General features: G+C 71.8%; 20 protein-coding genes. 17 read left to right on the top strand and 3 right to left on the bottom strand.

All coding sequences use genetic code 11. The features are described 5' to 3' along the window. The first annotated feature begins 137 nt into the window (after positions 1–137). The 5 genes from LNK82_RS07635 (at position 138) to LNK82_RS07615 (ending at position 6,481) form a co-directional block, all read left to right on the top strand. The gene (locus LNK82_RS07635) at positions 138–2,258 is read left to right on the top strand and encodes a molybdopterin-dependent oxidoreductase (protein ID WP_230566235.1); all 2,121 of its coding nucleotides are present in this window, start codon (positions 138–140) and stop codon (positions 2,256–2,258) included. An 11-nt stretch (positions 2,259–2,269) separates the two neighbouring features. Further along, positions 2,270–4,015: an AMP-dependent synthetase/ligase gene (locus tag LNK82_RS07630; protein WP_230566234.1), complete on the top strand. Its 1,746-nt coding sequence runs from the start codon at positions 2,270–2,272 to the stop codon at positions 4,013–4,015. Between the two features lie 137 nt (positions 4,016–4,152). Next, positions 4,153–4,401: a hypothetical protein gene (locus LNK82_RS07625; protein ID WP_230566233.1), complete on the top strand. Its 249-nt coding sequence runs from the start codon at positions 4,153–4,155 to the stop codon at positions 4,399–4,401. A gap of 9 nt (positions 4,402–4,410) precedes the next feature. Next, positions 4,411–4,980: an ArsR/SmtB family transcription factor gene (locus LNK82_RS07620; RefSeq protein ID WP_230566232.1), complete on the top strand. Its 570-nt coding sequence runs from the start codon at positions 4,411–4,413 to the stop codon at positions 4,978–4,980. Between the two features lie 118 nt (positions 4,981–5,098). After that, positions 5,099–6,481: an alpha/beta hydrolase family protein gene (locus tag LNK82_RS07615; protein ID WP_230566231.1), complete on the top strand. Its 1,383-nt coding sequence runs from the start codon at positions 5,099–5,101 to the stop codon at positions 6,479–6,481. A gap of 3 nt (positions 6,482–6,484) precedes the next feature. Here LNK82_RS07615 and LNK82_RS07610 read toward each other — a convergent pair whose 3' ends face one another. After that, a complete protein-coding gene (locus LNK82_RS07610) occupies positions 6,485–7,381 on the bottom strand; it encodes an RNA polymerase sigma-70 factor (RefSeq protein WP_230566230.1) in 897 nt (298 codons plus the stop codon). A 135-nt stretch (positions 7,382–7,516) separates the two neighbouring features. Between LNK82_RS07610 and LNK82_RS07605 the strand changes: the two genes are divergently transcribed. The 6 genes from LNK82_RS07605 (at position 7,517) to LNK82_RS07580 (ending at position 13,174) form a co-directional block, all read left to right on the top strand. Next, complete coding sequence (locus LNK82_RS07605) at positions 7,517–7,903, top strand: DoxX family protein (RefSeq protein WP_230566229.1); 387 nt, start codon at positions 7,517–7,519, stop codon at positions 7,901–7,903. Positions 7,904–8,185: 282 nt separating this feature from the next. Continuing rightward, entirely contained in the window at positions 8,186–10,255 is a 2,070-nt protein-coding gene (locus LNK82_RS07600) for a PQQ-dependent sugar dehydrogenase (RefSeq protein ID WP_230566228.1), read from the top strand. 141 nt (positions 10,256–10,396) lie between these two features. Beyond that, complete coding sequence (locus tag LNK82_RS07595) at positions 10,397–10,855, top strand: hypothetical protein (RefSeq protein ID WP_230566227.1); 459 nt, start codon at positions 10,397–10,399, stop codon at positions 10,853–10,855. Between the two features lie 79 nt (positions 10,856–10,934). Next, the gene (locus LNK82_RS07590; RefSeq protein ID WP_230566226.1) at positions 10,935–11,843 is read left to right on the top strand and encodes a DUF1996 domain-containing protein; all 909 of its coding nucleotides are present in this window, start codon (positions 10,935–10,937) and stop codon (positions 11,841–11,843) included. An 81-nt stretch (positions 11,844–11,924) separates the two neighbouring features. Further along, positions 11,925–12,476 (top strand): sigma-70 family RNA polymerase sigma factor, encoded by a 552-nt coding sequence (locus LNK82_RS07585; protein WP_230566225.1) that lies wholly within the window; start codon positions 11,925–11,927, stop codon positions 12,474–12,476. Beyond that, positions 12,473–13,174, top strand: coding sequence for an anti-sigma factor family protein (locus LNK82_RS07580; RefSeq protein ID WP_230566224.1), 702 nt, complete (start codon positions 12,473–12,475; stop codon positions 13,172–13,174). Before LNK82_RS07585 ends, LNK82_RS07580 begins: the two co-directional genes overlap by 4 nt. Positions 13,175–13,233: 59 nt before the next feature. Here the strand turns inward: LNK82_RS07580 and LNK82_RS07575 are convergent, their stop codons facing one another. Beyond that, complete coding sequence (locus LNK82_RS07575; RefSeq protein WP_230566223.1) at positions 13,234–14,190, bottom strand: zinc-binding dehydrogenase; 957 nt, start codon at positions 14,188–14,190, stop codon at positions 13,234–13,236. 620 nt (positions 14,191–14,810) lie between these two features. Between LNK82_RS07575 and LNK82_RS07570 the strand changes: the two genes are divergently transcribed. Continuing rightward, positions 14,811–15,593: a DUF4383 domain-containing protein gene (locus LNK82_RS07570; protein ID WP_230566222.1), complete on the top strand. Its 783-nt coding sequence runs from the start codon at positions 14,811–14,813 to the stop codon at positions 15,591–15,593. An 87-nt stretch (positions 15,594–15,680) separates the two neighbouring features. Here the strand turns inward: LNK82_RS07570 and LNK82_RS07565 are convergent, their stop codons facing one another. Further along, complete coding sequence (locus LNK82_RS07565) at positions 15,681–16,625, bottom strand: aldo/keto reductase (protein ID WP_230566221.1); 945 nt, start codon at positions 16,623–16,625, stop codon at positions 15,681–15,683. Between the two features lie 71 nt (positions 16,626–16,696). Here LNK82_RS07565 and LNK82_RS07560 point away from each other — a divergent pair, with 71 nt between their 5' ends. From LNK82_RS07560 to LNK82_RS07540, 5 genes are all read left to right on the top strand, one after another. Further along, the gene (locus tag LNK82_RS07560; RefSeq protein WP_230566220.1) at positions 16,697–17,353 is read left to right on the top strand and encodes a M50 family metallopeptidase; all 657 of its coding nucleotides are present in this window, start codon (positions 16,697–16,699) and stop codon (positions 17,351–17,353) included. A gap of 889 nt (positions 17,354–18,242) precedes the next feature. Next, positions 18,243–20,027: a thiamine pyrophosphate-requiring protein gene (locus tag LNK82_RS07555; protein WP_230566219.1), complete on the top strand. Its 1,785-nt coding sequence runs from the start codon at positions 18,243–18,245 to the stop codon at positions 20,025–20,027. 9 nt (positions 20,028–20,036) lie between these two features. Continuing rightward, positions 20,037–21,020, top strand: a complete 984-nt coding sequence (locus LNK82_RS07550; protein WP_230566218.1) for a TIGR03557 family F420-dependent LLM class oxidoreductase — start codon at positions 20,037–20,039, stop codon at positions 21,018–21,020. Beyond that, positions 21,017–21,211 carry a hypothetical protein gene (locus LNK82_RS07545; protein WP_372470431.1) on the top strand — a complete coding sequence of 65 codons (195 nt, stop codon included), beginning with the start codon at positions 21,017–21,019 and terminating at the stop codon, positions 21,209–21,211. The genes LNK82_RS07550 and LNK82_RS07545 overlap by 4 nt, the downstream gene beginning before the upstream one ends. 108 nt (positions 21,212–21,319) lie before the next feature. Further along, the gene (locus LNK82_RS07540) at positions 21,320–21,610 is read left to right on the top strand and encodes a WhiB family transcriptional regulator (RefSeq protein WP_230566217.1); all 291 of its coding nucleotides are present in this window, start codon (positions 21,320–21,322) and stop codon (positions 21,608–21,610) included. The last annotated feature ends 138 nt before the right edge of the window (positions 21,611–21,748 follow it).

The raw sequence follows: 21,748 nt of genomic DNA, 5'->3' as shown, positions 1-21,748 counted from the left end.
GTGGTTCAGTCCCGGTGGTTCGGCCCCGGTGGGCAAGGCCGGCTCGATTTGACATGGGCCTCGGTGGGGTGTGGCGGGTCCGTTGTGGGCTCGTTGATAACACCAGCCTGCTGGTGGTTGTTGGGGTGAGGAGGGGTATGCGTACCGCGTTTACGACGTGTCCGTTGTGTGAGGCGACCTGTGGGTTGGAGTTGACGATCGAGGGGGATCGGATCACTGGTGTTCGTGGTGATCGGCAGGACACGTTCAGCGGTGGTTTCCTCTGTCCCAAGGGTGCGTCGTTGGGGGCGTTGGACGCTGATCCGGATCGGTTGCGCGGGCCGTTGGCGCGGCGTGGTGGGTCGTTCGAGGCGGTGTCGTGGGGTGAGGCGTTCGCGCTGGTCGATCGAGGTTTGAGTGAGATTATCGGTGAGCATGGTCGGGATTCGGTTGCCCTGTACTTGGGGAATCCGACGGTGCACTCGTTGGCCGGTGGGCTGTACGCGGGTGGGTTGAGGAAGGCGTTGGGGTCGCGCAATTTCTTCACCGCGGCGACGGTCGACCAGATGCCCAAGCACGTGTCGTCCGGGCTGCTCTACGGGGGGATGTATTCGATTCCGGTGCCGGATGTCGACCGGACGGACTTTTTGTTGTTGTTGGGGGCGGATCCGTTTTCGTCGAACGGCAGTCTGTGGACGGTTCCGGATGTGCCGGGGCGGTTGAAGGCGTTGCGTCGGCGTGGTGGGGCGTTCGTGGTGGTCGATCCGCGGCGCAGTCGGACGGCGGCGGCTGCCGATCAGCACTTGGCGATCGTGCCGGGCACGGACGTGTTCCTGCTGCTGGCGATGGTGAACGAGTTGTTCGCGGCGTCGTTGGTCGACCTGAAGGACCTCGCGCCGCACGTGAACGGGGTGGAAGGGGTGCGGGAGCTGTCCCGGCCGTTCACGCCGGAGGCGGTGGCGGCGCGGTGTGGCATCGGGGCGGAGGAGATCCGGGCGTTGACGCATCGGCTCGCGGCGGCGTCGCGGGCGGCGGTGTACGGGCGGATCGGCACGACGACGGTCGAGTTCGGCACAGTGGCCAGTTGGTTGGTGGACGTGCTGAACGTCCTGACCGGGAACCTGGATCGGGTTGGTGGGGCGATGTTCCCGATGCCCGCGCACATGCGGCGGGGGACGGGGTCGGGCAAGGGGTTCGCCACCGGGCGGTGGCGCAGTCGCGTGCGGGGGCTGCCCGAGGTGGCGGGGGAGTTCCCGGTCGTCACGTTGGCCGATGAGATCGAGACGCCCGGTGAGGGGCAGGTCCGGGCGTTGGTGACGGTGGCGGGGAACCCGGCGTTGTCGGTGCCCAACTCGGGTCGGTTGGACGCCGCTTTGTCCACTTTGGACTTCATGGTGTCGGTCGACCCGTACCTCAACGAGACGACGCGGCACGCGGACGTGATCCTGCCGCCTCCGCCGCCGAGCAGGCGTGCCCATTACGACTTGGCGTTCCTGTCGTTCACGGTGCGGAACGTGGCGAAGTACTCGCGGCCCCCCGTGCCGCTCGGAGCGGACGAGGTGGACGAGGGTGAGATCCTGTTGCGGTTGACCGGGATCCTGGCCGGGCTCGGGGCGGACGCGGATCTCGACGCGTTGGTCGGGCTGTCGGGGGAGTCCGGGTACAGCCGTGAGGAACGGCTGTTGGACGCCCGGTTGCGGGCCGGGGCGTACGGGTTGTCGGTGGACGACTTGCTGGAACGGCCGCACGGGGTCGACTTGGGGGCGTTGACGAGTCGGGTGCCGGAAGTCCTGCGCACGCCGTCCGGGCGGATCGAGCTGTGCCCGGAGCCGATCGCGGCCGACGTGCCGCGGGTGCTGGCGGCGTTGCGAAGGCCCGTTGACGGGTTGGTGCTGGTGGGGCGGCGACACCTGCGGTCGAACAACTCGTGGCTGCACAACGTGCCCGCGTTGGTGAAGGGCAAGCAGTTGTGCACGTTGCTGGTCAACCCGGCCGATGCCGCGCGGCTGGGTCTCGAGGACGGCGGGCCGGCGCGGGTGGCGTCGCGGGTCGGCGAGGTCGAGGTGACCGTGGAGGTCAGCGCCGACATGGCCGCCGGGGTGGTCAGCCTGCCGCACGGGTGGGGCCACGACCGGCCGGGCACGCGACTCGCCACCGCGCGCGCCCACCCCGGCGTCAACGTCAACCTGCTCACCGACGACCTGGCCGTGGACCCGCTGTCGGGCACCGCCGTGCTCAACGGCGTCCACGTGCGCGTCACCCCTTCCGCAGTCCAGTGAGGAGCACCGCCATGCCCGCGACCACGGCACGCGTCATCGCCGACCTGCCTTTCACCGCCGCCCAGGCGCACGACGACCGGGTGGCGTGGCGCCACTCGCGTGACGGGCAGTGGCACGACCTGACGTTCACCGAGGTCGCCGAGTGGGTCATGGAACTGGCGTCCGGGCTGGTGCACCTGGGTGTCGAGCCGGGGGACCGGGTGTGCGTGCTGGCGGACACCAGGGTCGAGTGGTCGGCGGCGGAGCTGGCGGTGCTCGCGGCGGGTGGTGTCGTGGTGCCGATCTACCCGTCGAGCGCGGCGGAGGAGTGCGCGTGGATCATCGGCGACTCGGGTGCGGTGCTCGTGATCGCGGAGGACGACGCGCAGCGGGACAAGGTCGAGTCGATCCGCGAGCAGGTGCCCTCGTTGCGGGACGTGATCGTGATCGAGGGTGGCGGGTTGGACGAGCTGCGGTCGCAGGGGCGCACGTCGCCGTTGCCGGACGAGCTGGACGACCGCCGTGCGGCGATCGACCCGGACGACCCGACCGTGATCATCTACACCTCGGGCACCACGGGTCCGCCCAAGGGCTGCGTGCTCACCAACCGGAACTGGCTGACGATGTGCCGGCTCAGCGAGGAGCTGTCGTACGTCCTGCCCGACGACGTGGCGTACCTGTTCCTGCCGCTGGCGCACGTGTTCGCGCAGATCGTGCACCTGGGCGCGCTCTACACGGGCCACGCGGTCGCGTTCTACGGCGGCGACACGTCGAAGGTCGTGGCGGAGCTGGCGCAGGTGCGGCCGACGTTCCTGCCGTCCGTGCCCCGGATCTTCGAGAAGATCTACACCGCCGCCACGGCCGGCGTGCCGGCGGAGCGGTTGCGGCAGGCGGTGGAGGTCGGGCTGGCGGTGCGCCGGGCGCAGGCCGCCGGCCGGCCGTTGCCGCCCGACCTGGCGGCCGCGTTCGAGCAGGTGGACCCGGTGTTCGCCAAGGTCCGGGCGATCTTCGGGGGCAGGCTGCGGCAGGCGTTGTCGGGCGCGGCGCCGATCTCGGTGGAGGTGCTGGAGTTCTTCACGGCCGCCGGCGTGCCCGTGCTGGAGGGGTACGGCATGAGCGAGTCCACGGGTGTCGGCACGGTGAACACGCTGGCGCGGCACAAGCTCGGCTCGGTCGGCACGTTCGGGATGGCGGGCCTGCAGCTCAAGGTGGCCGAGGACGGCGAGCTGCTGATGCAGGGACCGCACGTGTTCGCGGGCTACTGGAACAACCCCGCCGCCACCGCTGAAGTGCTGACCGACGGCTGGCTGCACACCGGCGACCTCGGCGAGGTCGACGACGACGGCTTCGTCACCATCACGGGCCGCAAGAAGGACATCATCATCACCGCCGGCGGCAAGAACATCGCGCCCGCGAACGTCGAGAACCAGCTCCGCCAGTCGCGCTGGATCTCGCACGCGGTGGTCTACGGGGACCTCAAGCCGTACCTGGTCGCGCTGATCACCTTGGACGTGGACGAGATCGTGCCGTGGGCGAAGGCCCGGGGTCTGCCGACCGACCTGCCCGCGCTGGCCCGCACGTCCGAGGTGCGGGACCTGATCCAGGGCGTGGTGGACGAGGCGAACTCCCACTTCGCGCACGTCTCGCAGATCAAGCGCTTCACCGTGCTGGACCGCGACCTGAGCCAGGACGAGGGCGAGCTGACCCCGACGTTGAAGGTGAAGCGGAAGGTCGTGCACTCCACGCACGCCGCGCTGTACGACGGGCTCTACAGCTGATCCACTGTCGGGCGTGGATCGGCGGCGGCCCGACGACGACGTCTGGTAAGTCGCGCGGCCGGGGTCCTGTGGCGGGTTCCAGGTCGACGCCCGGTCGTGCGGCGAGCCGCCGTTCCCGCTGCGGTGAGGGAGGTCGGGTGGTGGATCGGACGGCGTTGGACGTGCTCGTGACGAGCATGGCGGGTCGGGATGGCGAGCAGGTGTTCCGCGAGCTGCGGGAACGGGGGAAGTCGCCGGTCGAGACCACCTACGTCGCGTCACGCGTCCTGGGGCTCTCGACGGCGGAAGCGAAGGCCGCGCTCTTCGCGAGCGACGCGTGGCGTGACCGGCGGGAGGACTGGGTGCGGTTGCACGACGAGGTTGCAAAGCAGGCTTTGCAACGCTAGCTTTGCACCATGGTCGCACCGCGCGAGATCTCCGACGTCGACGAACTCCGCACGCTCGCGCACCCGTTGCGCCAACGGATCCTGCGCCACCTCGGGCAGCACGGTCCGGCGACGGCCAGCACGCTCGGCAAGGCGCTCGGCGAGAGCAGCGGCGCGACCAGCTACCACCTCCGGATGCTCGCGAAGCACGCGTTCGTGGAGGAAGTGCCCGAGCGCGCGCACGGCCGTGAACGGTGGTGGCGCGCGCCCGTGCAGGACTTGCGCGGGCCCCGGGCGCCGGCGGACCCGGAAGTGCGGACCCTCGTGGACCAGCTCAGGCAGCTCAAGCTGGCCGCCGACCAGGAGCTGTTCGACGAGTTCCTGGCCCGGCGGTCGGAGCTGGGCGAGTGGGCGGACGCGCTGCCCCACTCCCGCGGCTCGGTGCGGTTGACGCTGCCCGAGCTGCACGAGTTCTTCGACGAGTACATGGCGCTGCTCAAGCGCTACCAACGACCGGTGGACGAGACGCCCGCGGACGCGCGGCACGTCGCCGTGCGCTTCTTCGCGTTCCCCGTCCCCGGCCCCGCGGACCGCCCCTGACACGAAGCCCGGGCCGTCGAGCTGGCACTCGACGACCCGGGCGGGCGGAAGCCGCGGCACCACGCCGGAACCGGCGTGTTCCTCGTACGTGCGAACCTCCTCGGGAAGGAGAGCACCCGTGCTCCCCGAACGCAACTCGCGACTTCGTCGTGCCCTCGTCCGGTTGCTGGCGGCGCTGGTCGTCGGCACGGCGTCGGCCGCGCTGTCACCACCCGCCCAAGCCGCGCCATCCGGCCTGGTCGAGCAGGACATCACCTTTTCGAGTGGAGACCTGACGCTCCACGGCACCGTGATCGCGCCCGACACGGACTCCCCGCACCCGGCCATGGTCATGGTGCACGGCTCGGGTCGGGTCTCGCGGGACGGCTACCGCCAGGAGGCGGAGGCGTTCGCGCGGTCCGGCATCGTCACGCTGATCTACGACAAGCGGCCGAAGCGGTCCAAGTCCGACGTCGACTTCGAACTCCTGGCCGACGACGCGCTGGCCGCCCTGCGCGCGCTGAGGACCCAGCCGGGCGTCGACCCGGCCCGGACCGGCCTGTGGGGCGTCAGCGAAGGTGGTTGGGTGGCCCCGATCGCCGCGGCCGAGTCGGCTGACGTGGCCTTCGTGGTCACGGTCGGAGCACCCGGCACGGCGCCCGAACGGCAGCAGTCGTGGAACCTCGTCAACCGGCTCGCCGCCGCCGGTGTGTCCGGCTCCCTGGTGGACACCGTCTCGCGCACGACGCTCGGCCTGCTCGTCGGCGCCGGCCTGTTCCCCGAGTCGGGCTACGACCCGGCGCCGGTGCTGGCCCGGGTCACCCAACCGGTGTTGGCCCTGTGGGGTGATCTCGACCGGGTGATTCCCGGAGCCGAGAGCCTGCGCGTGTTCCAGGAGTCGCTCGACCGGGGCGGCAACGGCGACTACACGCTGCTCTCGGTGCCCGGTGCCGATCACACGATGCGGTTGTCCCCGGACGGCTTCCAGCGCGGTGACGAGATCGCGCCGGCCTATCTGGCGCGGGTCGCCTCCTGGGTGACCGGACCGCGCACCGCGGAGGTCGGGACACCGCCGGAGCAGGAGCGGCTGAGCACCCCGGTCGAGCCGGGATCACCGGCGGCGCAGGTCGTCGCGGTCCTAGTGCTGCTGGTCGCGTTCGCGGGGTACGGGCTGAGCGCGGCGGTCCGCCGGTTGCGCAGCACGCCACCCCTGCGTCGACCGGCGGGTCTGCTCGCCACGACCGGACTGCTGAGCGTCCTCGGCCTGGTCGGCTACCTCGGCCACCTGGCGTCGAGCGGCGCGAGGAGCCTCGGCCCGGTGGTGCTCGGCCGGCCGCTGCCGTGGCTCGGGCTGCAGGTCCTGGCGGTGGCGGTGGTGGTGGCCACCGCGGTCACCGGGGTGAGGGTGTGGCAGGCCAGGGCCGACCTCACGGCGGGGCACCGGGTGCGGCTGGGCCTGCTGGTGGCCGGTGGCGCGGTGTTCGTGCCCTGGGCCGTCCACTGGGGCCTGCTGGTGCCGTAGCCGTCACCGGCTCAGGGTCGTCTCCCGCGCCACGTGCGTCAGCTTCTCCGGGTTGCGCATGAAGTAGAGGCCGGTGACGAGACCGCCCTCGACCCGCGCCGCCACGACGCCGTCCAGTTCGCCGTCGAGCCGCAGGATCACCGCCGGGCCGCCGTTGACCTGCGCCGGTTCGGTCGTCGTCCGCGTGCCGACGACGTCCCAGCGGGCGGCCAGGAAGCGGGCCACCTTGTCGGCGCCGACGACGGGCTTGCGCGCGGCCTGCTTGAACCCGCCGGCGTCGCTGAGGATGACGACGTCCGGCGCGAGCACGTCGAGCAGGCCCTGCAGGTCGCCGGTCTCGACCGCCCGCTGGAACGCCGAGAGCGCGGCCCTGGTCTCGGCCGGGTCGGTGGCGCCGCGCGGCCGGCGCTCGGCGACGTGGGCCCTGGCCCGGTGCGCGATCTGGCGCACCGCGGCCGGGGTCTTGTCGACGGCTTCGGCGATCTCGTCGTAGCCGACGTCGAACACCTCGCGCAGCACGAACACCGCCCGCTCGGTCGGCGTGAGCGTCTCCAGCACCAGCAGCACCGCCATCGAGACGCTGTCGGCCAACTCGACGTCCTCGGCCACGTCGGGCGTGGTCAGCAGCGGCTCGGGCAGCCAGGGGCCGACGTAGGACTCCTTGCGCCTGCCGAGCGCGCGCAGCCGGGTGAGCGCCTGGCGGGTGACGATCCGGACCAGGTACGCCCGCTGGTCGCGCACGGTGTCGAGGTCGACACCCGCCCACCGCAGCCAGGTCTCCTGGACGGCGTCCTCGGCGTCGGCGGCCGACCCGAGCATCTGGTAGGCGACGGTGAAGAGCAGGTTGCGGTGGGCGACGAACGCCTCGGTCGCGGGACGCGTCTGCGCCGTGCCGCCCATCGGTCGCTCCTGCCTGTTCGCCGCCGGTCCGACGCCGTGTAACGCGCGTCACGCGCCCGGCCTGTCACAGGGCCCGGAACACCGGCGTCTCGTGGTCGACAAGCCGTTCGACAGCCGTTCGACCAGGAGGAACCCGTGAACCTCGCCCTGTGGATCATCACCGGCGTGCTGGCCGCCGCCTACTTCTTCGGCGGCGGCGGCAAGCTCGTCCTGTCCAAGCAGAAGATAGCCGCCACCGGCCACAGCGCCGCGTGGACCGAGGACTGGAGCGCGGGCGCCATCAAGGCCATCGGCGCGTTCGAGGTGCTGGGGGCGCTGGGCCTGGTCCTGCCCGCCGTGCTCGACGTCGCGCCGGTCCTGGTGCCTTCGGCCGCCGTCGGCCTGATGATCGTCATGGTCGGCGCCGCGGTCGTCCGCTTCCGGCGTCGGGAGTTCAAGCTGGTGGTGGTGGACTTCGTGTACCTGGCGCTGCTGGCCTTCGTGCTGTGGGGCCGGCTCGTCGCCGTGCCCTTCACCGGCTAGCGGCACGTCCACAGTGGACAGCAGCTCGGCCGTCGGCACCAGCGGCGGTTCGGGCACATCGCCCGGAACGCCACTGGACGCTGTGGGAGAAAGCCCTTACCGTTTCAGTCCACAGGACGAATGACTGCACGCGACCGGGTCGGGGGTCAACTGTTGCGCAAGTTCCGCAGACTCAGACCCTGAACCCGCGCTCGCCCGTCTCCGTCCTCCTCCGCCGCCGCTTCGCCGCCGCGCCAATCCCCCAGCGCCAAGGGGGAGTCGTCAAAGACTGTGGAGGCATCTGTGGCACCCCGTACTAGGAGCGCCTGGTCGACCTCGCTCGGCTCGCTCGCCACCGCGCTCGCCGTGGTGGCGTCCGCCCTGGTGTCCGCCGCGCCCGCGAGCGCGGCTCCCGTCCTGCTCTCCCAAGGAAAACCGGCCACCGCGTCGTCGTCGGGCAGCTCGGGTTTCGCGCCCTCGGCGGCGGTGGACGGCAACTCGTCCACCCGCTGGGCCAGCCAGGGCGGCATCGACCCGTCGTGGATCCGGGTCGACCTCGGCGCGGTGGCCGCGATCACGAGGGTCCGGCTCCAGTGGGACCTGTCGTGCGCCCGCGGCTACCGGATCGAGACGTCGTCCGACGCGAGCACGTGGACCAGCGTCCACACCACCGCGAACGGCGCGGGCGGCGTGGAAGACCTCGTGGTGAGCGGAAGTGGTCGCTACGTCCGGATGTACGGCACCACGCGCTGCCGCACGGCCACCTACCACGGCTACTCGTTGCAGGAGTTCCAGGTGTTCGGCGAGATCGGGCAGGCGGACACCACGCCGCCGTCACCGCCGGCGAACCTGCGCTCGGCCAACGTCACGCCCACCTCGGTCGACCTGGCCTGGGACCCGGCCACCGACAACGTCGGCGTCACGTCCTACGAGGTCTACCAGCGCGGCCAGTTCGTCAAGTCCGTCACCGGCACGTCCACCACGATCACCGGCCTGAACCCCAACGGCTCGTACGTCTACTACGTCAACGCCAAGGACGCCGCCGGCAACATCTCCCAGGCGGGCAACAACCTCGAGGTGACCACACCGCCCGCGCAGGCCGACACCGAGCGGCCGACCACGCCGACGGGACTGCGCGTCACGGGCGTCACGGCGAACTCCGTGTCGCTGGCGTGGAACCCGTCCACCGACAACGTCGGCGTGACCCGCTACGAGGTCCTCGCGGGCGGCTCACCGGTGGGCGAGACCACGGGCACCTCGGCCACCATCGGCGGACGCCGCCCGAACACCTCGTACCTGATGAACGTGCGGGCGTACGACGCGGTGGGCAACGTCTCCGACTGGAGCATGGCGATCACCGCCACCACGTCGTCGGGCGGCGACCAGGTCGGTGCGGTGACGCAGCTGGCCACGGACAACGACGTGCCGTGGGGCCTGGACTTCCTGCCCGACGGGTCGGGCGTCTACTCGCGGCGCGACGCGTTCGACATCGTCAAGCTGTCGCCGTCCGGGGTGAAGACCACCCTGGGCACGGTGCCGAACGTCGTCACGACGAGCGGTGAAGGCGGCCTGCTGGGCATCGAGGTGTCGCCGAACTTCGCCTCCGACAACTACCTGTACATCTACCACACGGCCGCGAACGACAACCGGATCGTGCGGATGAAGGTGCAGAACAACGCCCTGGTGCAGTCGTCGTTGCAGGTGCTGCTCACCGGCATCCCGCGCAACCGCTACCACAACGGCGGCCGGCTGCGGTTCGGCCCGGACGGCAAGCTGTACGCGGGCACCGGTGACGGCCAGAACCCGAACTGGGCGCAGGACCTGTCCAACCTGGGCGGCAAGGTGTTGCGGCTCAACGCCGACGGCTCCGCGCCGACCGACAACCCGTTCTACGGCAACGGCGGCAACGCCCGGTACGTGTGGACCTACGGGCACCGCAACGTGCAGGGCCTGGCGTTCGACGGCCAGGGCAGGCTGTGGCAGGCCGAGCTGGGCAACACGATCATGGACGAGCTGAACCTGTCCGAGCGCGGCGGCAACTACGGCTGGCCGTCGTGCGAGGGCACGTCGGGCAACTGCTCCGGCTACGTCGCGCCGAAGCGGACGTGGAGCACCGCCAACGCCTCGCCCAGCGGCATCGCCGTCGTCAACAACGCCCTGTACATGGCCACGCTGCGCGGCAGCAGGCTCTACCGGATGGTCATCAGCGGCACGACGGTCGGCTCGGAGACGACCCACTTCCAGGGCACGTACGGCCGGCTGCGCACCGTCGAGCCCGCGCCGGACGGCAGCCTGTGGCTGACCACCAGCGACGACCGGGACAGCACGCCGAACAACTCCAACAGCCGCATCCTCAGGGTGCAGCTGAACTGAGCGGGTCTTGAAGTGCTCGCGAGGCGGTCCCGGTGCTCGGTCCGGGGCCGCCTCGACGCGTGCGGTTGAACCGGACGTCCCACGGGTGCGTGTGGTGAGTGCCGCTCGGGACACGTCCGAGCACGAGCCGAACGAGAAGAGATGCACGACCCGATCCTCGAACGCACGCTGCGCCAGGTCCGCGCGGAGCGGGCGTGTGACCGCAGGCGTCGCGGCGGCGTCGTCACGGTGGTGGGCGTCGCGCTCGCCGCCGCGGTGCTGGCCGGCGGCGTCCACCTCGGCCGGCACCGCGCGCCCGGGGCACGGCTGCTGGTCGCCACCGCGGCCGACGGCGTGCGGCTGACCACGACGGTGGCGCCCGCCGACGGGTGGGTGCGGCTCAGCGCGGTGGTGGCCGGCGTCGACGCGGGGGAGCGGTGCCTGCTCGTGGTCACCGACGTTCACGGCCGGCGTCACGTGGCGGGCGGCTGGGTCGCCCCGCGGCTCGGCGACACCGCGCTGGCGGGCGCCGCCGTGGTCGGCCCGGACGAGCTCGCCGCCGTCAGCGTCGTCACGGAGGACGGCCGGGTCCTGGTCACCTCGACGACCCGGGCGCCGTGATCTGCCCACTCGGGCAGGGTCGTGCGGGCACCGTCCCGGCCGCGCGGCCGGCGGCCGGGGTCCGAATAAGCTGTCGGCCGTGAGGTGGTCGCCCCTGCTGCTGGTGCTCGTGCTGGCGACGGGCTGCGCGGACAGCCGCACCGTGGCCATCGACGAGGTGCCGGTGGCCGTCGAGTCGGTCACCACCACCCAGGACGCGTCGACCGGCACGTTCCGCGTCGACTGCGGGCGCAACGAACCACGTCACCTCAACGCCGACAACATGGTCATCGCGCCGGGGCAGCCGTCCGGCGCGCACCACACCCACGAGTACGTCGGCAACCTGAGCACGCACGCGGGCTCCACCGACGACTCGCTGGCCGCCGCCGGGACCACCTGCCCGGCGGAGGACCGGTCCACCTACTACTGGCCGGTGCTGCGGCTGACCGACCGGACCGGGCACGACGAGCACGCGCCCGGCGGCGGCGCGCACGGCAACACCGGCGAGGTGCTGCCGCCGTCGAGGGTGGAGATCACGTTCACCGGCAGCCCGGTCAGCCAGGTCGTGCCCATGCCGAGGTTCCTGCGCATGATCACCGGCGACCCGGCGGCGCTGACCAGCGGGCGCGGCCGGGCGCGGTGGAGCTGCACGGGGTTCGAGGACCGGCACACCGACCGCTACCCGGAGTGCGCGCCGGGCGGCGCGGTGCTGCGCACGTTCGACTTCCCGAGCTGCTGGGACGGCCGCAACACCGACAGCCCGAGCCACCGGGCGCACGCCGAGTTCCCCGGGTCGAACGGGGTGTGCCGGCCGGGCACGTTCCCGGTGCCGAAGCTGCGCGTGCGGGTCGCGTACGCCGTGCCCGCCGGGCGGCCCTACGCCCTGGACAGCTTCCCCGAGCAGCTGCGCGACCCGCGCACGGACCACGCGATGTTCGTCAACGTCATGCCGGTCGCGCTGATGGACCGCGTCACGACCTGCCTGAACGCCGGCGAGACCTGCTCCTGACCGGACTCCCCGCCGCCCGCGGTGAACCGAACGCCTGCGGCGTCCGTGTCCAGGGCGGGAGTTGACGAGAGGAGTGGGTGGATGGCGGCTCTGTGGTCCCGGAAACGGGAGGCCGCGGCCGACGAGGCACTGATCCGATCCCTCTACGAGGAGCACGGGCGGGCGCTGCTCGCGTACGCGACGCGGTTGACCGGTGATCGGGCGTCGGCCGAGGACGTCGTCCAGGAAACCCTCGTGCGCGCGTGGCGGCACCCGGACGCCCTGGTGAACGGCAAGGGCTCGGTCCGCGGGTGGCTGCTCACGGTGGCGCGCAACATCGTCACGGACCGGTTCAGGGCGAAGGCGGCCCGACCCCGGGAGGTGGCCGAGGCGCCGACGGCCACGCCGGTGCAGCGCGACCACGCGGACTCGGTGGTGGACTCGGTGGTGGTGCTCGAAGCGCTGGACCGGCTGTCGTCCGACCACCGCGACGTGCTGATGGAGATCTACTTCCGCGGCCGGAGCGTGACCGAGGCGGCCGAGGCGTTAGGGGTGCCGCCGGGCACGGTGAAGTCGAGATCCCACTACGCGCTGCGGGCGTTGAGAGAGACGTTCGTCGGGCAACAGGTCGCGCTGAAGGGGGTGGCCGGATGACCACGAACCACGATCCACAGCTGCTCGGCGCATACGTGCTGGGCGTGCTCGACGAGCGGGAGGCACGTGCGGTGGAGGACCACTTGGCGTCCTGCCCGCGGTGCGGCGGCGAGCTGGCCGAGCTGCGAGCGATGGAGGAGGCCATGGGCGACGTGCCGCCCGAGGCGTTGCTCGACGGCCCGCCCGAGGGCGGCGACCTGCTGCTGCGGCGCACGCTGCGGCAGGTGCGGGCCGAGCGCGGCGCCCGGCTGCGCCGTCGCCAGGTCGGCCTGGGGCTGGTCGCGGCGGCCGTGGCCGCGGTCGTGCTCGGCGGTGGTTTCGCGGTCGGCCGGGGCACCGCGCCCGACGTGGGCGCCGTCCAGGGGACGACGGCCGCGCCCGTGCCGCCCGCCGGGACGAAGCTCGGGTCGGCCACCGACCCGGTCACCGGCGCGCGGATGACCGTGCAGGTCAGGCCCGCCGCCGGGTGGGTGCGGGTGAACGCGTCCGTCGCGGGTGTCGAGCAGGGCGAGAAGTGCAGGCTGATCGTCGTGGCCAAGGACGGCCGGCGCGCGGAGGCGGGCAGCTGGCTCGTCTCGCCGGCCGGTGAGGAGGACGGCACCAACCTCGACGGCTCGGCGCTCATCGCGCCCGAGGACGTCGCGGCGATCGAGGTGCGCACCTTCGACGACGAGCGGATCGTCACGGTGCCGGTGTAGCGGGCGTAGACCGGTGAGGCCCCCGTGCGTGGTCGTCGCGCACGGGGGCCTCACCGGTGTCAGGGCTTGAGCACGACCTTGCCCACGGTGGCGCGGCCCTCCAGCGCGGCGTGCGCCTTGGCGGCCTCGCTGAGCGGGAACGTCGTGGTCAGCGGGGTCAGCCTGCCCTCGGCCAACGCGCGCATCGACAGCTCCTCCAGCCCGCGCAGGTTCGTGCCCTTCATCATCCGCGGCCCGACGACGACCGAGGCGGTGATGCCGAGCCGGTAGAGGTCGGCGGTGTCGATGGCGGTGGGCTCGCCCGCGGACCAGCCGAACAGCAGGATCCGGCCGCCGACGCCGAGCAGCTCCAGGGACTTGCGGCCGGCCTCGCCGCCCACGCCGTCGAGCACGACGGTGACCTGCCCGATGCCCTCGTCCCAGCCCGGCCGGGTGTAGTCGGCCACCACGTCCGCGCCCAACTGGCGGACCAGGTCCAGCTTGGCGGTGCTCGCCACGCCGACCACCTTGGCCCCGACCGCCTTCGCCTCCTGCACGAACAGCGCGCCGAGCCCGCCGGCCGCCGCGGTCACGAGGACCACGTCGTCGGAGGTGAGCTCGGCGATGCGCAGCACGCCGACGGCGGTGCGGCCGGTGCCGATCATGGCCACGGCCGCGTCGTCGGACACGTGGTCGGGCAGCTCGTGCAGCGAGGCGGCGTTCGCCACGGCCTGCTCCGCGTACCCGCCGCTGGCCTGGCCGAGGTGCGCGACGACGCGCTTGCCCAGCCAGTGCGGCTCGACCCCGTCGCCCAGCGCGGTGACGACCCCCGCGACCTCCCGACCCGGCGTCATGGGCAGTTCGGGCAGCGGGAACGGCCCACCGTGCTCACCGCGGCGGATCGACGTGTCGAGCAGGTGCACCCCGGCCGCGGACACCGCGATCCGCACCTGGCCTGCCCCCGGCTCCGGGTCCGGCGCCTGCTCGTAGCGCAGGTTCTCGGCCGGGCCGAACTCGTGCTGAACGATGGCGTGCATGTCCTGATCCCCTCTGAAGTCCTGCCGGCCACGCTAGGAGTTCGAGTTAAGTCGAGGTCAAGCGATCCTGCCCGATGGGACCGGAGGTTGGTCCGATGAATTCGCGAACGCCGTAATTACTTTGACGCGAGCGGCCGGTTCGGAGATAGTCGTGGTGACACCGCAGTGGTGTTCGACGAACCACAAAGGGGACCTTCGTGAACAGCAAGGAGACCGAGTGGAACGGCTCCGCGACGCGCACGTCCGGTGACCGGGTCCAGCGCTCCTGACCTGCCCATACTTCGCATGCGTCGAATCCGACGACACGGTGCGTGATTATTGGGAAATCTTATCGGCCTATTGGCTGTAATGATCGGCACGCATTCGGCGTGGCGCTGGCCGCCCGGCCTTCATGGGGTGGGTCGGGGCGGATAAACCCCGGCACGGCGGGGTGTGTGACTCCTGTCGGGAAAGGGGGGACGGGTTCGTGCGCCCGTCCCCCGCCGCCATTCGGCCCCGGTACCGGGTCGGGGCGGCGACGCGCCGTTCGCGGCTCCTGTTTGCGGCTCGGACCGGACGGGTAGTCGGTGGTCGTCCGGAGCCCGGTCAGACGGGCTCGTGGTCCTCAGTTGGAGGGCGAGATGACCCACCACTCGACGGTCGGTCGCGTCAAGGTCGCGGGCCTGCAACCCGCCCAGGTGCTCGCAGGCCTGGTCGGTTCGGTCTTCCTCGCGTTGGGTGTGCTGGGCTTCGTGCGCACCGGGTTCGGCGACTTCGCGGGCGACCAGCACGCGATGCTGCTCGGGTTCACGCTGAACCCGCTGCACAACGTGGTCCACCTGGCGTTCGGTGTGCTCGGCCTGCTGATGGCGAGCACGTCCGGCCTGGCGCGCCTGTACGGCTGGATCCTGTTCATCGGCTACGGCGCCGTGCTGCTGTGGGGCCTGGCCCTGGCCGGGGTGTTCTCCACCAACCCGGTGGCCGGCCTCGGCAACCCGCTGGCGCTCAACGTCAACGACAACTGGCTGCACCTCGGCCTCGCCGCCGTCGGCCTGCTGATCGCGGTGCTGCCGGCGCGGCGGAAGATCGTGACGGAACCGCCGGTCGACACGCGGACCGGGGAGCCGATCGCGCCCGTCGCGGGCCCCGGCGAGACGGTCGCGGGTCCTGGCGAGACGATCGCGGACCGGCGGGAGGCGGAGCGGCGTCGGGAGCAGGCCCGGTACGAGCGGGACGCGAGCATCCGCGACCCGAAGGCCGATCCGGTGACGCAGGAGATGCCCGCGCAGCGCACCGACGACGCGCCGCACGGTGCGTACCGCGACGAGCGGGTCGAGTCGATGGACCCGACCGTGAACCCGCGGCCGGTCCAGCCGATCGACCCGGCCATCGCGGAGCAGCACAAGTCGCGGTTCAGCCGGTGATGGGCCGGCTGGTCTGACGCGCTGACGGCAAGACGCGCGAACGGCGCACGGTCCCGAACGGACCGTGCGCTGTTCGCTGTTCGCTGTTCAGGTCGCCGAGTCCATGCGGTCCACCTGGTCGTCGTCCAGTTCGATCTCGAGCGCGCCCAGCGTTTCCTCCACCTGTGCGACGGAGGTGGCGCCCACGAGCGGGATGATGTCCTGGCGTATCAGCCACGCGAGCACGACCTGGTTGACCGTGGCGCCGAGTTCCGCCGCGACCTCGTGCAGCACCCTCAGCCGCCGCGTGGTGCCGGGGTGGTCGTACTCCTCGCCCAGCGGCTTGTCCCGGTACCTGCCCGCGAGCAGCGCCGAGTACGCCACGAGCGTGACGTCCCGCTCGGTCTGCGCGTAGTCGAGCAGCTCGTCGGTCATGTGCACGTGACCGCCCTCGGGCAGCTTCACCCCCGGCCGCGGTCGGAGGTAGCTGTACCGCTGCTGCACGGCGGTGTAGAGCGGCCAGCCGTTCGCCCGTGACACCGCCCGTGCCCGGTCGAAGCGCCACGTGGCGTGGTTGCTGGCGCCGATCTCCCGCACCGTGCCGGCTTCGACGAGGGACGCGAACCCGCCGAGGGTGTCCTCCAGCGTGACCCGGCGGTCCTCGATGTGGCTGTAGTAGAGGTCGATGTGGTCGATGCCCAGCCGCTCCAGGCTCGCGGCGGCGGCACTGCGGACCGTGTCGCCGGCCAGGCCCTCGGCGTTCTCCAGCCCGGTGCCCGGCGTCAACGGCCGCGCGCCCGTCTTGGTGGCCACGACCACGTCGTCGCGGTTGCCCCGGGCGGCCAGCCAGCGACCGACGGTCTGCTCGCTCTCGTCGCCCGTGCCACCGTCCCAGAACACGTAGTTGTTGGCCGTGTCCAGGAACGTGCCGCCCGCCTCGGCGAAGCGGTCCATGATCGCGAACGAGGTCCGTTGGTCGACTGACGTGCCGAACGGCAGCGTGCCCAGCGCCAGGGCGCTGACCTCCAGTGAACCGATGCGCTGTCGTCTCATGGCGGTCAGCCTGGGTGCTGGAGCGCGGTCCAGGTCAAGCCCCTGGTGCGGCCCTGGCATGCTGGGTGGCGATGTCGACTCTGACGAAATGGGCTCCCGCCGTGCTGGCGCTGGTCCTGGTGGCCAGTCCGGGCGTGTGGCGGTACAGCAGGCACGTCATCACCATCGCGCACGAGGCCGGGCACGCCCTCGTCGCGCTGCTCACCGGCCGGAGGCTGGAGGGCATCAAGCTGAACTCGGACACGTCCGGGGTCACGGTGTCGCGCGGCAGGCCGACCGGTTTCGCGGTCGTGCTGATGTACTTCGCGGGGTACGTGACGCCGTCGTTGCTCGGGCTGGGCGCGGCGGTCCTGGTGACGTCCGACCAGGTCCGGCCGTTGCTGTGGGCGACGGTCGGGTTGCTGGCCGGGATGCTGGTGATGATCCGCAACGCGTTCGGCGTGCTGTCGGTCGTGGTGACCGGGGCGGTGATGTTCGCCGTGTCGTGGTACGCGACGGTGGAGTGGCAGGCGGCGTTCGCGTTGTTCGTGACGTGGTTCTTGTTGTTGGGCGGGGTCAGGCCGGTGGGGGAGTTGCAGCGGCGGCGGATGCGGGGGTTGGCGCGGCAGTCCGATGCCGATCAGCTGGCGCGGATCACGCGGGTGCCGGGGTTGGTGTGGGTGCTGCTGTTCGCCGGGGTGGCGGTGGGGACTCTGGTGGTGGGCGGGCGGTTGTTGCTGCCGTTGTGAGGGTCCGGCTCGACCTGCCTGGGGTGCCCGAACCCATGTCAAATCGGGCCTCGGTGGGTTGGTTCCGGGTCCGTTGCGGGGGCCGTTGTGGGTGCCTGTGAGGTTGCTCGGGTTGGTTGATCACTCGACCGGGCGAAGAGTGCAACCTAGGACAACCCAAACCGCATGTCTCACGTTAGCCGGATAAAACGGCCGGCCCGGCGGCGGACAGGCATGGCGACTACGGCCCAGGGGGCGTGGATGGGCAAGTGCGGTTCCAACGCCCGCCCCGCCCAGCCCAGCCATGCCCCGCCGACGCACCCCCCGATCCCCGCCCCGCCGCGATCTCCACCCCGCCGCGATCCCGCCCCGCCAACGCAGCTTGCGATCCCGCCCCGCCCCCCGCCCCGCCAACGGAGCCCGCGATCCCCGCCCTGTCAACAGAGCAGCTTGCGATCTCCGCCCAGCCGCGGCCCTGCCCTTCGACCCTGCCCCGATTCCCGCGCCGGATCCCTGCCGCCGCGATCGGTGCCGCCGCGATCTCCACCCAGCCTCGATCCCCGCGCCATCCCCGCCCTGCCCCCATCCCCGCTCAGCCCCCATCCCCGCTCAGCCGCAAGCCCTGCCTGGCGGCGATCCCTTGGCCCGCCCGAACCTTGGCCCGCTCGATCCCCGCTCAGCCGCGATCGTTGCCCAGCCGCGGTCACCGCCCGGCCGCCATCCCCGGTCAGCCGCCGGTCTGCCAGCGCCGTGCCCACCTTGCTGGCCCCAACCGGCCCTGCTGCGTCTGGCCCTGCTGCGTCCCGGCCCTGCCTGCGTCACCGGCCGGCCCGGGGTAGGGCGCCGGCGGTGGGTGGGCTGAGTAAGGGCTGGTGGGGCGGGTAACCCTTTCTTTTCCAGGGAGGCCGCCATGACCGACACCGTTGCCGACTTCGTGCTGCGCCGCCTGCGCGACTGGGGGGTCGAGCACGTGTTCGCCTATCCGGGTGACGGCATCAACGGGCTGGTTTCGGCTTTTGGGCGTAGTGGGGACAGGCCCCGGTTTGTGCAGTCGCGGCACGAGGAAATGTCCGCGATGCAGGCCGTCGGGTACGCGAAGTTCAGCGGCCGGGTCGGGGTGTGCATGGCCACCTCCGGGCCTGGGGCGATCCACCTGCTGAACGGGTTGTACGACGCCAAGTTGGATCACGTGCCGGTGGTGGCGATCGTCGGGCAGACGGCGCGCACGGCGATGGGTGGCAGTTACCAGCAGGAGGTGGACCTGCACTCGTTGTTCAAGGACGTCGCGTCCGAGTACCTGGTCGACGTGACCGTGCCGGAGCAGTTGCCCAACGCCCTGGACCGGGCCATTCGCACCGCGGAGGCGCAGCGGGCGCCCACGGCGCTGATCATCCCGGCCGACGTGCAGGAACTGGACTACACGCCGCCCGAGCACGCGTTCAAGCACGTGCCGTCCAGCGCACCCAGCCGGGGTCGGGCGACCGCCGTCCCGGCGACGGATGACGTCGAGCGCGCAGTGGAGGTGTTGAACGCCGGGGAGCGCGTGGCGATGCTCGTGGGCCAGGGGGCGCGCGGGGCCGGTGGTGAGGTTCGCCAGGTGGCGGAGGTGTTGGGCGCCGGTGTGGCGAAGGCGTTGTTGGGCAAGGACGTGCTGCCGGACGACGAACCGTGGGTGACCGGGTCGATCGGGTTGCTGGGCACGAGGCCGAGCTACGAGCTGATGCGGGACTGCGACACGTTGTTGATCGTCGGGTCGAGCTTTCCCTATTCGCAGTTCCTGCCCGAGTTCGGCGCCGCGCGGGCGGTGCAGGTGGACGTCGACGGGCGGTTCATCGGGATGCGCTACCCGACCGAGGTGAACCTGGTCGGTGACGCGGGGGCGACGTTGCGGGCGATGCTCCCGCTGTTGCGGCGCAAGGAGAACCGGCGTTGGCGGGAGACCGTCGAGCGCAACGTGGCCGAGTGGTGGGACACCCTGCGTCGGCAGTCCTTTGTGGACGCGGACCCGGTGAACCCCATGCGGATCATGTGGGAGTTGTCGTCGCGGTTGCCCGACGACGCGATCGTGACCGCCGACTCGGGGTCCGCGGCGAACTGGTACGCCCGGCTGGTGAAGTTGCGCGGGCGGATGCGCGGGTCGTTGTCGGGCACGTTGGCGACGATGGGCGCCGGGGTGCCGTACGCGATCGGGGCGAAGTTCGCGCACCCGGAACGCCCGGTGGTGGCGCTGGTCGGCGACGGCGCGATGCAGATGAACGGGCTGGCCGAGTTGATCACCATCGCCCGCTACCACGAGGAGTGGGCGGATCCGAGGTGCGTGGTGTGCGTGCTGCACAACAACGACCTCAACCAGGTGACGTGGGAGCTGAGGGCGATGGGCGGCGCGCCGAAGTTCGAGGAGTCGCAGGTGCTGCCCGACATCGGCTACGCGGCGTTCGCGCGGTCCGTCGGGCTGGGCGGGATCGACGTGGCCGATCCGGCCGACCTGGGCGGCGCGTGGGACGAGGCGTTGTCCGCCTCACGGCCGGTGGTCCTGGACGTGCGGTGCGATCCGAACGTGCCGCCGATCCCGCCCCACACGACGTTCGACCAGGCCAAGGCCACCGCCGAGGCGATGCTCAGGGGCGACCCGGACGCGTGGGACGTGGTCAAGCGCGGGGTGGCGACCAAGGTTCAGGAATTCCTGCGCGGGTAACCGGTGGCCATGGTCGGCATCGGTTACTTCCTCTCCAGCGAGGAGCACGGACCGCGCGAGCTGGTGCAGCAGGCGCGGTGGGCGGAGCAGGCGGGGTTCGAGCGCCTGTGGATCTCCGATCACTACCACCCGTGGAACGGCGAGCAGGGGAACAGCCCGTTCGTGTGGTCCGTCATCGGCGCGCTGTCCGAGGTCACGTCACTGCCCGTCACGACCGCCGTCACCTGTCCGACGCTGCGGATTCACCCGGCCGTCGTGGCGCAGGCCGCGGCGACGGCGGCCGTCCAGTGCCGGGGCGGGTTCACTCTCGGCGTCGGCACCGGCGAGGCGCTGAACGAGCACATCTTCGGCGACCCGTGGCCGTCCGCCCCGGAACGGCTGGAGATGCTCGAAGAGGCCGTCGAGGTGATGCGGGCGCTGTGGACCGGCGAGCAGGTCAGCCACCGCGGCGAGCACTACACGGTCGAGAACGCGCGCCTCTACACGGTGCCGCCGTCACCCGTTCCGGTGTACGTGTCGGCGTTCGGGCCGAAGGCGGCGAAGGTGGCCGGGCGGATCGGCGACGGCCTGTGCTCGACCATGCCGGACCCGTCGCTGGTGGCGAAGTTCCGCGCCGCCGGGGGCGAGGGCAAGCCGACCCAGGCCGGGTTCAAGGTGTGCCACGCGCCCTCCGCCGAGGAGGGCGTGAGAACGGCGCACCGGCTCTGGGCGAACGAGCAGCTGCCCGGCGAACTGGCCCAGGTGCTGCCGACGCCGCGGCACTTCGAGCAGGCGTCGACGCTGGTCACCGAGGACATGGTGGCCGAGGCGCTGCCCGTCGGCCCCGACCCGCAGCCGTACGTGGACCGCGTCCGCGAGTTCGCCGACGCGGGCTACGACGAGGTGTACGTGAACCAGATCGGCCCGGACCAGGAGCGGTTCTTCGCGTTCTGGGCCGAGTCCGTCGCGCCCGAGCTGGAGGGCGCCTTCGCCACGCCGGGAGGAGTGCGATGACCGATCCGAACGAACGCCCGCTGGACGAGACCGAGCAGTTGGACGAGGACGAGCTCGACGTCGACCCGCTGGAGCGCGGCGTCGAGCCGCCCGAGCACTGGAGCGCCGCCGACCGCCACGGCACCACGCCGCGCGAGCTGCGCGAGGGCGAGACCCTCGACCAGCGGCTGGCGCAGGAGGAACCGGAGTAATCCACCTCCCCCGGTAATCCATCCGATGAGGCGCACCACGTTTGCCCACGGGGGACCAGCGGGTAAGCCGTGATCAAGCACCTGTGACACCGCAAGGGGGTTCGTCCGATGACCAGCACCGCGCGCCTGCCCAAGCCCGTGACCGACGTCTGGGACTGGCAGAAGGAAGGGTTGTGCCGAGGCCGTGACAGCGCGGTCTTCTTCCACCCGGACAACGAGCGCGGCTCCGCCCGGGCCGCCCGCGAGGACAAGGCCAAGCAGCTCTGCGCCCGCTGCCCCGTCGTGGACCCGTGCCGCGAGCACGCGCTCGCGGTCCAGGAGCCGTACGGCGTGTGGGGCGGCATGGGCGAGGACGAACGCCGCCGGATCATCGCCGGCCGCCGCCGCTCCGCCGCCTGAGGACCGACCTGGCCGCCGCCGGTCGGGCCCCTCACCGGAAATCCCCCTCCCCCCGGACCCCGGAAAATCCCCTGGACCCGGAAACGCGCGGAGGGGGGCCCGAAGAGCTGGGGGGGGGGGGGGGCGCCGGGGGCGGCA

Source organism: Saccharothrix luteola (assembly GCF_020859565.1).
In the GTDB taxonomy this organism is placed as follows: Bacteria; Actinomycetota; Actinomycetes; order Mycobacteriales; family Pseudonocardiaceae; genus Actinosynnema; species Actinosynnema luteola.
This window is presented reverse-complemented; position numbering and strand designations above follow the sequence as displayed.

Coding starts and splice junctions, on each gene's coding strand:
- LNK82_RS07635 (WP_230566235.1), top strand. CDS start 138: ATGCGTACCGCGTTTACGACGTGTCCGTTGTGTGAGGCGACCTGTGGG.
- LNK82_RS07630 (WP_230566234.1), top strand. CDS start 2,270: ATGCCCGCGACCACGGCACGCGTCATCGCCGACCTGCCTTTCACCGCC.
- LNK82_RS07620 (WP_230566232.1), top strand. CDS start 4,411: ATGGTCGCACCGCGCGAGATCTCCGACGTCGACGAACTCCGCACGCTC.
- LNK82_RS07610 (WP_230566230.1), bottom strand. CDS start 7,381: ATGGGCGGCACGGCGCAGACGCGTCCCGCGACCGAGGCGTTCGTCGCC.
- LNK82_RS07595 (WP_230566227.1), top strand. CDS start 10,397: ATGCACGACCCGATCCTCGAACGCACGCTGCGCCAGGTCCGCGCGGAG.
- LNK82_RS07585 (WP_230566225.1), top strand. CDS start 11,925: ATGGCGGCTCTGTGGTCCCGGAAACGGGAGGCCGCGGCCGACGAGGCA.
- LNK82_RS07580 (WP_230566224.1), top strand. CDS start 12,473: ATGACCACGAACCACGATCCACAGCTGCTCGGCGCATACGTGCTGGGC.
- LNK82_RS07575 (WP_230566223.1), bottom strand. CDS start 14,190: ATGCACGCCATCGTTCAGCACGAGTTCGGCCCGGCCGAGAACCTGCGC.
- LNK82_RS07570 (WP_230566222.1), top strand. CDS start 14,811: ATGACCCACCACTCGACGGTCGGTCGCGTCAAGGTCGCGGGCCTGCAA.
- LNK82_RS07565 (WP_230566221.1), bottom strand. CDS start 16,625: ATGAGACGACAGCGCATCGGTTCACTGGAGGTCAGCGCCCTGGCGCTG.
- LNK82_RS07560 (WP_230566220.1), top strand. CDS start 16,697: ATGTCGACTCTGACGAAATGGGCTCCCGCCGTGCTGGCGCTGGTCCTG.
- LNK82_RS07555 (WP_230566219.1), top strand. CDS start 18,243: ATGACCGACACCGTTGCCGACTTCGTGCTGCGCCGCCTGCGCGACTGG.
- LNK82_RS07550 (WP_230566218.1), top strand. CDS start 20,037: ATGGTCGGCATCGGTTACTTCCTCTCCAGCGAGGAGCACGGACCGCGC.
- LNK82_RS07545 (WP_372470431.1), top strand. CDS start 21,017: ATGACCGATCCGAACGAACGCCCGCTGGACGAGACCGAGCAGTTGGAC.
- LNK82_RS07540 (WP_230566217.1), top strand. CDS start 21,320: ATGACCAGCACCGCGCGCCTGCCCAAGCCCGTGACCGACGTCTGGGAC.